General features: G+C 52.5%; 9 protein-coding genes. 2 read left to right on the top strand and 7 right to left on the bottom strand.

Translation table 11 applies throughout. From position 1 onward, the window contains the following. Nucleotides 1-271: 271 nt before the first annotated feature. From clpB to rluD, 6 genes are all read right to left on the bottom strand, one after another. Entirely contained in the window at nt 272-2,848 is a 2,577-nt protein-coding gene (clpB, locus tag JW499_RS15450) for an ATP-dependent chaperone ClpB (protein ID WP_205211425.1), read from the bottom strand. A 138-nt stretch (nt 2,849-2,986) separates the two neighbouring features. Further along, nucleotides 2,987-3,151 carry a FeoB-associated Cys-rich membrane protein gene (locus JW499_RS15445; protein WP_205211424.1) on the bottom strand — a complete coding sequence of 55 codons (165 nt, stop codon included), beginning with the start codon at nt 3,149-3,151 and terminating at the stop codon, nt 2,987-2,989. A 16-nt stretch (nt 3,152-3,167) separates the two neighbouring features. Beyond that, a complete protein-coding gene (gene feoB, locus JW499_RS15440) occupies nt 3,168-5,123 on the bottom strand; it encodes a ferrous iron transport protein B (RefSeq protein WP_205211423.1) in 1,956 nt (651 codons plus the stop codon). Beyond that, entirely contained in the window at nt 5,123-5,350 is a 228-nt protein-coding gene (locus tag JW499_RS15435; protein ID WP_091361739.1) for a FeoA family protein, read from the bottom strand. Before JW499_RS15435 ends, feoB begins: the two co-directional genes overlap by 1 nt. Before the next feature lie 85 nt (nt 5,351-5,435). After that, nucleotides 5,436-6,164, bottom strand: coding sequence for a peptidoglycan editing factor PgeF (gene pgeF, locus JW499_RS15430; protein ID WP_205211422.1), 729 nt, complete (start codon nt 6,162-6,164; stop codon nt 5,436-5,438). Further along, entirely contained in the window at nt 6,161-7,129 is a 969-nt protein-coding gene (gene rluD / locus JW499_RS15425) for a 23S rRNA pseudouridine(1911/1915/1917) synthase RluD (protein ID WP_205211421.1), read from the bottom strand. The genes pgeF and rluD overlap by 4 nt, the downstream gene beginning before the upstream one ends. 186 nt (nt 7,130-7,315) lie before the next feature. Here rluD and JW499_RS15420 point away from each other — a divergent pair, with 186 nt between their 5' ends. Both JW499_RS15420 and nadE read left to right on the top strand, forming a co-directional pair. Beyond that, nucleotides 7,316-8,245 carry an outer membrane protein assembly factor BamD gene (locus JW499_RS15420; RefSeq protein WP_205211420.1) on the top strand — a complete coding sequence of 310 codons (930 nt, stop codon included), beginning with the start codon at nt 7,316-7,318 and terminating at the stop codon, nt 8,243-8,245. Between the two features lie 161 nt (nt 8,246-8,406). After that, nucleotides 8,407-9,240, top strand: a complete 834-nt coding sequence (gene nadE / locus JW499_RS15415) for an ammonia-dependent NAD(+) synthetase (protein ID WP_205211419.1) — start codon at nt 8,407-8,409, stop codon at nt 9,238-9,240. A 234-nt stretch (nt 9,241-9,474) separates the two neighbouring features. On the opposite strand, the gene thiO is transcribed toward nadE, so the two are convergent. Beyond that, complete coding sequence (thiO, locus tag JW499_RS15410) at nt 9,475-10,566, bottom strand: glycine oxidase ThiO (RefSeq protein ID WP_205211418.1); 1,092 nt, start codon at nt 10,564-10,566, stop codon at nt 9,475-9,477. Nucleotides 10,567-10,610: the final 44 nt, after the last annotated feature.

The following is a 10,610-nucleotide window of genomic DNA, read 5'->3' as shown; positions in this document are numbered from 1 at the left end:
TCTTGAGGAACAAGTTCATCGATGCAAACAAACTCAAGGGCGGACTGGGTTGGGGGGCGTTCTCTTAGCATGAGCCTATTATAAAAAATCCTCGTCATTTGACGAGGACTTTATCAACAGCCTGAAACCGCCTCGCGGCGGTTTTATGTTTTGTCTTGGCTTTTTCTAGCAGGAAACGCAGTTTCCGTTCTAAGCACTAGCAAGCGACGAAGTCGCGTCTAACAGCTAATCAAGCGAAGCGTCTAGCTAGCCGCGAAGCGACGGTCTGCTCTTAACGAAATATAAACTTCCCGGCTTCGACATCGACTCCGATTTCTGATCCTGGGAGATATTTACCCGCGAGTAGCTCCTGCGCTAAGGGGTTTTCTATCCACTGCTGAATTGCCCGCTTCAGTGGTCGTGCGCCATAGATCGGCTCGAAGCCAACATCGACCAGCTTATCCATCGCAGTGGATGTCAGCGTCAATGTTAGTTCACGTTCAGTCAGACGCTTACGGAGACGGTTAAGCTGAATCTCTGCGATACCCCTGACCTGTTCTTTGCGCAGACTATGGAAGACTACCACTTCATCGATGCGGTTGATCACCTCTGGACGGAAGTGATTACCCACAACATCCATCACCGATGCTTTCATCAGTTCATAATCCTCATCATCACTGAAGTTCTGAATCAGATCGGAGCCCAGGTTGGATGTCATCACCACAATCGTATTACGGAAATCGACTGTACGTCCCTGACCATCAGTCAGGCGGCCATCTTCCAGTACCTGCAGGAGGATATTGAACACATCAGGGTGTGCTTTCTCCACCTCATCCAGCAGCAATACAGAATAGGGCTTACGACGAACCGCTTCCGTCAGGTAACCACCTTCCTCATAACCCACATATCCGGGAGGCGCGCCGATCAGCCGGGCGACGGAGTGTTTCTCCATAAACTCAGACATATCGATCCGCACCATCGCCTCTTCGGTATCGAAGAGGAAGCCCGCCAGCGCTTTACATAACTCGGTCTTACCGACACCTGTAGGTCCCAGAAAAAGGAACGAGCCATTCGGCCGGTTGGGATCAGCCAGCCCGGCACGGGATCGACGCACCGCATTGGACACCGCCAGCACCGCTTCGTGCTGACCGATCACCTGCTTATGCAAGGCATCTTCCATACGCAGCAATTTGTCGCGTTCACCTTCGAGCATTTTTGATACGGGAATACCGGTCCATTTAGACACAACTTCCGCCACTTCCTCTTCACCGACCCGGTTACGCAGTAACTGATTCTGCTGAGGCTGATCTTCAACATCCGCTGCAGCCTGCAGCTGTTTCTCCAGCTCTGGAATGACGCCATACTGCAGTTCGGACATGCGACTGAGATCACCCGAACGGGTTGCCTGTTCCAGTTCGGTACGTGCATGATCAAGTTTTTCTTTAATCTGTTGTGATCCCTGCAACACGACTTTCTCAGCCTTCCAGATCTCTTCAAGGTCAGAGAACTCTTTCTCCACTGATTCGATATTGGTTTGCAGCTCTTCCAAACGCTTTATCGCAGCCTGATCTTTCTCTTTTTTCAGCGCTTCACGTTCCATTTTCAATTGAATCAGGCGGCGTTCCAGCCTATCCATACTTTCAGGCTTGGAATCGATCTCCATACGAATCCGGCTACCGGCTTCATCGATCAGGTCGATCGCTTTATCCGGCAACTGACGGTCGGTGATATAACGCTGTGACAGTTTGGCTGCAGCGATAATGGCTGAGTCGGTAATATCAACACCATGATGGATCTCATAACGCTCTTTCAACCCACGCAGGATGGCAATGGTGTCCTCTTCGCTGGGCTCATCCACCAGAACTTTCTGGAAACGACGCTCAAGCGCAGCATCTTTTTCAACGTATTTACGATATTCATCCAGAGTGGTAGCACCGACACAGTGAAGCTCACCACGGGCGAGAGCTGGCTTAAGCATGTTTCCGGCATCCATTGAGCCTTCACCTTTGCCCGCACCCACCATAGTATGCAGCTCATCAATAAAGAGAATCACCTGACCTTCCTGCTTGGCCAACTCATTCAGCACCCCTTTCAGGCGCTCCTCAAACTCTCCGCGAAACTTAGCACCGGCAATCAGAGCCCCCATATCAAGAGAGAGAACCTTTTTATTCTTCAGCCCCTCTGGTACTTCACCGTTAATAATGCGCTGCGCCAGCCCCTCAACAATCGCGGTTTTACCTACACCTGGCTCACCGATCAATACCGGGTTGTTTTTAGTCCGGCGTTGCAACACCTGAATGGTACGACGGATCTCATCATCACGGCCAATCACCGGATCCAGCCTGCCCGATTCAGCGCGCTCAGTCAGATCAATGGTAAACTTATCCAGCGCCTGACGGCTTTCCTCCGCATTAGGGTCATTCACGCCATCTCCTCCACGCATCTGAGTAATCGCCTGTTCCAACTGCGGTTTAGTAACACCTGCGTCTTTAAGGAGTTTGCCAACGCCGCTTTTATCATCCAGCATCGCCAGTACAAACAGCTCGCTGGCGATATACTGATCGCCACGCTGCTGAGCCAGCTTATCGGTAAGATTAAAAAGTTTGCCCATGTTCGGCGAGAAACGCAGCTCGCCATCATGGTTTGACACTTGCGGCAGGTCGTTGAAAAGCTGCTGTACCGATGAGCGTAACTGATTCACATTAGCGCCGGACTGGGCCAACAGAGGCCTGACCGAGCCACCCTGCTGATCCAGCAACGCCAATAGCAGGTGAACCGGTTCGATATAATTGTGATCTTTGCCAACAGCAAGGGATTGCGCATCCCCCAGGGCTGATTGTAATTTGCTGGTAAAACGTTCGGGCTGCATGATCCCCTCCTGATCTGTTTAACCCTGCCGGTTTTGAGCTTTCATTCAAAGCGGACGGCGGGTTGCTTGATTCATACTACCTATAAGTATGGGTAGATCAGGCGGATTTCAAGGCTATATCAGCATTTGCTTATATATTTATCGTGGCTTAGAGGAAGGGCGGTCATTCACGCCACAACCAGAGCAATTGCTGCACCCTCCACCACTGCACTTTTTATTAAAGGTGCGGTAAAGATAGCGACAGAACCACAGACCCACAAGGGCAACAACCGCCACCAGCACTATCCAGTCAAACACAGTCATAGATTCACCTTTAACGCTATAGCCACAGAGAGGCCAGGGTATAGACCAGCCATGCACCGATCCAGGCCAACACCAGACCCATCATGACCGATACTCCCGCCCAGCGCCAACTACCAGTTTCTCTGCGAATGGTTGCGATGGTTGCGAGACAGGGCATATACAGCAAGGTAAAGACCATCAGCGCCAAACCGGATGCCGGAGCCAGAGCGCTGCCCAGAGCCGCCTGCAATCCGGCCATATCATTCATATCGGTTTGATAGACAACCACCAGCGAGGCGGCAATCACCTCTTTAGCAATAAACCCGGAAAGCAGGGCGACCGTTTCCTGCCAGCCAAACCCCATCGGCGCAAACAGCGGCGCAACAAAGTGACCCAGTTGTTCCAGCCAAGGCGTACCCTGCTGCGGAAAGCTTTGCAACAGCCAGATAAGGATTGAACCGACCAGGATAACGCCACCAATTTTACGCAGAAAATCACCGGCCTTGTCCCACACATGCAGCAACATTGAACGGGGAGAGGGAAACCGCCAGGGCGGCAATTCCATAATAAACGCCTCATCATGCTTTTCAGGAATCGTCCTGGCCAGCAGCGCAGCAATGGCAAACGCCACCAGAATCCCCAGCATGTATAAACCAAACAGTACGGTACCGGCATGCTCGGTAAAAAAGATACCCGCCAACAGTACATACACCGGCAAGCGGGCAGAACAACTCATAAACGGGTTGATCAGAATCGTGATCAGTCTTGCCCGGGGCTCTTCGATGGTGCGCGCTGACATGATGGCAGGCACGTTACAGCCAAACCCCATCACCAGCGGTACAAATGCTTTACCATGCAGACCGACTTTGCTCATCAGATTATCTGTGAGGAACGCAGCCCGGGCCATATAGCCACTCTGTTCCAGCAAGGCGATAAAAAAGAATAGCAACACCACATTCGGCAGGAACACCAACACCCCGCCGACACCGGCAATCAGCCCTTCCACCAAGAGATTTTTTAGTAACGACTCTGGCATGAACGCACCGACCTGCTGCCCAACCCAACTGACACCAGCATCAATCCAGTCAGCGGGATAGCTGCCCAGCGTAAAGGTGGCCTCGAACATCACCCATAGCAACAGAATAAAAACCGGAATACCCAACCAGCGATTAAGCGCAATACTGTCGAGCCAGTGATCCGCAGCTGACTGATCCTGATGCTCGCTGCTGCTCTTATGTAACAGACCATGAATATAGCCGTAACGACCTTCAGCAACCATCTCAGCAGGAGACTCGTCATGCCGGCTGGCAAGCTGAGCCAGCGCCCTGTGCCCCTCCTCTCTCTGGTCATCACTAAGCAGCGCCACCCCCTCGCCCGCAGATTCCAGCCACCTGACAGACTGCCAACGGGTCAGTCCGGCATGCTCCAGAGAGGTGATAGCCTGCTCCAGATGAGGCTCATAGTTAATCAGTAACGGCTCTGCCTGCTGATCTACATTATCCAGCAGCATATCCATCAACGCCGAGATATGACTATTACTGCGTCCATCGCTGCCAATCACCGGCTTAGCTAAACCAAGACTCAGTTCGCTCAGATCAACACTATCACCCTGTTTTTCCAGCTCATCCAGCATATTCAGCGCGATGACTACTGGCAACCCCTGCTCCAGAATCTGGCTGGTCAGGGCAAGATTCCGGGCCAGGTTATTGGCATCCACAACATTCAGAATCAGATCCGGAGGAGTCTCTATCAGATAATCACGGGCTACCATCTCCTCAACCCGGCTGTTCGCCAGCGAGTAAATACCCGGCAGATCGATAAAGTGAAAATCAACGCCGCGCCACGTTTTATGGCCTTCCCGACTGGTGACTGTCACTCCAGCCATATTCCCGGTACGCTGTCGCGCTCCGGTTAGCTGATTAAAGAGAGAGGTTTTGCCACAGTTCGGATTACCGATCAGGGCCACAGTGTATGACGAACGGGCATCGGACATCAGGATTGCAACTCCACCTCGATATAACCCGCCTCGGCACTGCGCAGACAGATCTGCTGTTTACCAATGAAGTATATTCGCGGATTACCCAGCAAAGAGGTGGCAGAAACCGAAACTTGCAGCCCTTTCAGAACGCCCAGGGCAACAAGTCGCTGACGCAGAGGCTCAGGGCCTGCGATTGCTTTAATTCTTGCCTGTTGACGGGCTTTCAGTTGGGTAAGTGTCATCGAACACCTCAAAAGTTAATGAGAACCATTATTATATGGTAATCAAAATCAATCAAGTGGAGCCGGTGAATTTTATTGACACAGGTCAATTAATCCAGATCACACTCGCCATCCGTCCAGTCACACCATCGCGTCGATAGGAGTAAAAAAGATCAGATTGAGTGAAAGTACAATACTCCCCCCCGAAGACGCTCTGTACCCCTGCTTGTTTAAGGCGCAACCGAGCAAGCAGATAGATATCAGCCAGCCATTTTCCGGGCTTTTGCTTGGCAACAAAAGCACTCTCAGCGGCGGGCATCACATCACAGAACAGCTGTTTGACCTCAGCCCCCACCTCAAACGCCAGGGGACCGATAGCAGGTCCAAACCAGACTACCACCTCAGAGGGATCAGGAAACACTGCCAGGGTCTGTTCCAGCACGCCACCCAACAGCCCGCGCCAACCGGCATGCGCTATCGCAACACGCCCCCCCTGTTTATCGGTAAAGAAAACCGGCAGACAATCCGCGGTCATGACAACACAGGGCTGCCCCGGCTCATCGGACCAGCATGCATCTGCTTCAATCACCAGTCCATTATGGCAGGCTTTAACCAGCGTGGTGCCATGCACCTGAGAAAGCCACTGCGGCTGTTTTAAAAACTTACAATGCTCAGCCAGCAACTGCCGGTTCGCACTGACCAGATTCGGGGCATCACCCACATGATCCCCCAGATTTAAAGAGCCATAAACATCTTTACTGCAGCCACCCAACCGGGTAGTGGTAAACGCTCTGATATGCTCAGGCGCTAACCAATCGGCAGTAATCAGTTTCACTCTTCGCTCTCCTGTTGCGCGGCATCGCGTTTAAGGCTATTAAGCAGGCTCTGCAAATCATCCGGCAGATCCACTTCCCAGGCCATCAGCTCACCGCTGACCGGATGAAACAGCTCCAGCCGTTTGGCATGCAGAGCCTGACGATTAAAGCCCTTTAATTTTTCCAGCAGTTGCGGGCTGACCCCTTTTGGCAAACGGAACCGTCCACCGTAGAGCTGATCGCCTACCAGAGGATAATTAATATAAGACATATGCACGCGAATCTGGTGCGTCCGGCCAGTCTCAAGCTTCAAACGAATATGGGTGTGGGCACGAAACCGCTTCAACACCCGATAGTGAGTAATCGCTTCCTTACCCATACCCACCACAGCCATCTTTTGCCGGTTGCGTGAATGACGACCTAATGGCTCCTCAACGGTCCCCCCTCCGGTCATAACGCCACCGACAACCGCCTCATATTCACGCCCCATGGAACGGTCCTGCAGCTGTGAAACCAGTTCAGTCTGGGCCTGGATGGTTTTGGCAACCACCATCAGTCCGGTCGTGTCCATATCCAGCCGGTGAACAATACCCGCCCGCGGCACCTGCGCGATTGCCGGATAATAATGTAGCAACCCATTGAGCAGAGTATCTTCCCAGTGACCCGCAGCAGGGTGCACTACCAGACCCGCAGGTTTATTGATAATGATGATATCGTCATCTTCAAAGATGATATTCAGCGGCATCTCGACCGCTTTGTACTGATCAATGACATCCAGTTCAGCAGCGATCATCAGCAACTCGCCCCCCAACAGCTTATCCCGGGGCCGCTTAACCTCACCATCAACAGTCAACTGACCATCTTTAATCCAGCCCTGCAGCCGTGAACGGGAATAATCGGGGAAAAGTTCGGCAACAGCCTGATCTAATCGCTTGCCGATCAGATCATCGGACACTGTTGCATTAAGTTGAACCTTCTCAGTCATGATTTATCTAAGTCTCGGAAAAATTAAGAAAATATAAGCTTTATCGCAAGGAAAACGCAGAGACGCTTTGGCTTGCCATCCGGTTATGGTTAAATAGGCCAAATTAATTTTGCACAGTATACCCGAAACAAACAGTAGCCGCTGTTAACTAACGGGAAACTCTCACTTATAGCAGGATAAATGTTTATGCGCCTGGCAAAGTTGCTCGCAATTGTTTCGATCACTCTGATTGCATCTGGCTGTTCATGGTTTGGTGGTGACGAAAAAGAGGCTCCGGATGTACCTGAACAGCAACTCTATCAGGAAGCCCTGGACAGGCTTGAAAGCGATAACTATGTTGCTGCGATTGAAAAGTTGCAACTGCTGGAAGCTCGCTATCCATTCGGGCGTTTCTCTGATCAGGCGCAACTGGAACTGATCTATGCCTATCACAAAAATTATGAGTCTGAAGCCGCACGGGCGACCGCTGACCGCTTTATCCGACTCAATCCAAACCATGAAAATCTGGACTACGCCCTCTACCTGAAAGGTCTGACCGCGTTCGAAAAAGACCGCACTTTCTTCGAGAAGTATCTGCCAATCGATGAAACCCAGCGTGATCCGGGCAGTGCACTGGAATCATTCCAGAGTTTCCAGCAACTGGTCTCCCGCTTTCCCAACAGCCAGTACGCACCCGATGCACAAAAACGGATGACCTATCTGAAAAACCGGCTGGCGACCTATGAGATGCATGTCGCCCGTTACTATGTTAAACGTGAAGCCTGGGTTGCAGCCGCCAACCGGGGGCGTTATGTCGTTGAAAACTACCAGCAAACGCCTGCCGTACCGGATGCACTTTCAGTGATGGTGCTGGCTTACAATGAGCTGGGCATGACCGATCTGGCCGCCGATTCACAGGCAGTACTGGATGCTAACTTTCCCGGCTATCAGTCCAATATTCAGCTGGCGAAAAAAGAATCGCTGCTGAGCACCGCTACATTTGGCCTGCTGGGTAGCAATGACTCTCCCCGTCCGGTTCAGACCACTAAACCGGGCCAGCCAGAAACGAAAGAACGCTCATGGTTCAGCCGGCTGACTTTCGGCATCTTTGACAACGAAGCAGAGAGCGACAAATAACTGCACCAACTCTGATCAGGGCGCCAATTGGCGCCTTTTTTCTCTCTGCTTGCGCCCGGTCATAGTGCAAACATTCAGCGTTACAGAAAAGCACTTCACAGCCTCCCGGACTTTCCCTTAGAATGAATAGCAGACAACGTTACAAACCACGAGAGTTAACCATGGACAGAGCTTCAATTGTTGCTGCGATGCGGGTCCAGCCGCAGATCGATACCACTACCGAGATTCAACGGCGCATAGATTTCATCAAGAAAACCCTGCTGGCCAGTGGTTGCAAACATCTGGTGCTAGGGATCAGTGGCGGCGTTGACTCAACCACCTGCGGCCGTCTGGCTCAGTTATCGGTGGAGCAGCTGAATCAGGAGAGCGGCAGCGATAGTTACCGCTTTATTGCTGTACGTCTGCCCTACAACACCCAGCAGGATGAGGAAGACGCCCAAACCTCTGTCGCCTTTATCTCCCCCTCAGCCTGCGTCACGGCAAACGTCCAGCCTGGTGCTGATGGCGTTCACTCCGCAACACTGAGCGCAATGGACGCTGCAGGGCTTCATGCTGGCAGCGCTGCACATATAGACTTTAACAAGGGCAATGTTAAAGCCCGTATCCGTATGACAATTCAGTATGAGATCGCCGGTTTACTGGGCGGACTGGTTCTGGGGACCGACCATTCGGCGGAAAATATCACCGGTTTCTACACTAAATATGGTGATGGCGCCTGCGACCTTGCACCGCTGTTTGGCCTGAGCAAACGCCAGGTCAGAGCCGTCGCTGCGGCACTGGGGGCGCCGGAACAACTGATTCACAAAACACCCACCGCCGATCTGGAGTGTGATACCCCACAACTGGCCGATGAAGCGGCGCTGGGATTAACCTACGATCAGATCGATGACTTTCTCGAAGGCAAGCCGGTCAGCCCTGACGTCGAAGATAAGCTGATTGGAATATACCGCCGTACCCAGCATAAACGACAGCCCATCCCAACGATCTACGATTGATTCTGATTTATCTGAAGAGCACTCATCTAAAGGACACAGGAAAAACTTCACCACAGAGAGCACAGAGGCCACGGAGAAAACTACTCATTGGGTTTTCTCTGTGCTCTTAGTATGCCCTTTGGGTACTGTGTCCTCTGCGGTGAGTCAGTTTTCGCTTCCGCTGAAAATAACAATGCCCCCGATTCCGATAAATATCGATGAGAGCCTTTTTACACCGGCGTCCTATCCACCGGCTCACACACGTCCAAACAACTCATAGGGCAGTGGATCGATGACCGGCTGACGATTCAGCAGAATATCCGCCAGCAAGCGGGTAGACGCCGGGGCCAGCACCAGCCCATTACGGAAATGCCCGGCATTCAGATAGAGATTGTCATACCCCGGCACTGCGCCGATATAGGGAACGCCTTCAGGCGAACCCGGACGCAGTCCGGCCCAGTGGTGTTCCAGCTCATATCGTTCAAGCGCGGGACAGATCTCCAGCGCGGTCTGATACAGAGACTCTTTTGCTTCCGAAGTGGTCTGTTTATCAAAGCCCACCCGCTCCAGCGTACTCCCCACCAGGATACGGCCATCATTACGGGGGATCAGATAGCGGCCCTGCATCAGCACCACCCGGTTGATCAGACCCACCGGTGCCTTAAACAACATCATCTGCCCTTTCACCGGTTCAACCGGGAGTTCAACCTCCAGAGGCGCAAGCAGCTCACTACTCCAGGCTCCTGCAGCGATAATCACCTGATCACCTTGTAACACCCGGTCGGCCAGACGCACCCCGGTGACCGCATAGTTTTCTATGTTCAGCCCCTCTACCCGTCCCTGCTCTATCAGGTTGATATTCGGGGTGATCTCCATACTGCGGCGCAACGAGCGGCCTAACCGTGGGTTGCGGATACTGGCCACCTCCGGCATCCACAGTGCAGACTCTAAACCGGGTGCGAGACCGGGTTCTTTCTGGTAGATAAAGTCAGCCCCGACCTGCTCCATCGGTTTCTGATAACGCCGCCCCCAGGCCAGCGCTTCATCGGCATCATCCACGCCAACCATAAACATTCCTTTCAGGCGCAACTCCGGGTCCAGCCCGGTCTCTTCCAATAACTGCTGCGCCAGATGGATATAACTGGTTTGTGACCAGGTTGCCAGCGCGGTCACCGGATCAGAATAACGCCAGGGGTAGAGTGGCGAAACGATCCCACCTCCGGCCCAGGAAGCTTCCTGTGCACAGTTATTCATATCCACCAGCGTGACCTCAGCACCCGACTGCGCCAGCTCTCTGGCGGTCAGCATCCCGATCACGCCTGCTCCAATTATCAGGTAGTCAGACATAGTTGAGCCTTATGGTTGGTACAAAGAGGGTTGAGTATATAAAA

This window comes from Amphritea pacifica, assembly GCF_016924145.1.
Taxonomy (GTDB): domain Bacteria; phylum Pseudomonadota; class Gammaproteobacteria; order Pseudomonadales; family Balneatricaceae; genus Amphritea; species Amphritea pacifica.
The sequence above is the reverse complement of the archived record's forward strand: the minus strand, read 5'-3'. Positions and strand labels throughout refer to the sequence as shown.

Coding starts and splice junctions, on each gene's coding strand:
- JW499_RS15435 (WP_091361739.1), bottom strand. CDS start 5,350: ATGACACTTACCCAACTGAAAGCCCGTCAACAGGCAAGAATTAAAGCA.
- JW499_RS15420 (WP_205211420.1), top strand. CDS start 7,316: ATGCGCCTGGCAAAGTTGCTCGCAATTGTTTCGATCACTCTGATTGCA.
- JW499_RS15445 (WP_205211424.1), bottom strand. CDS start 3,151: ATGACTGTGTTTGACTGGATAGTGCTGGTGGCGGTTGTTGCCCTTGTG.
- feoB (WP_205211423.1), bottom strand. CDS start 5,123: ATGTCCGATGCCCGTTCGTCATACACTGTGGCCCTGATCGGTAATCCG.
- nadE (WP_205211419.1), top strand. CDS start 8,407: ATGGACAGAGCTTCAATTGTTGCTGCGATGCGGGTCCAGCCGCAGATC.
- thiO (WP_205211418.1), bottom strand. CDS start 10,566: ATGTCTGACTACCTGATAATTGGAGCAGGCGTGATCGGGATGCTGACC.
- rluD (WP_205211421.1), bottom strand. CDS start 7,129: ATGACTGAGAAGGTTCAACTTAATGCAACAGTGTCCGATGATCTGATC.
- clpB (WP_205211425.1), bottom strand. CDS start 2,848: ATGCAGCCCGAACGTTTTACCAGCAAATTACAATCAGCCCTGGGGGAT.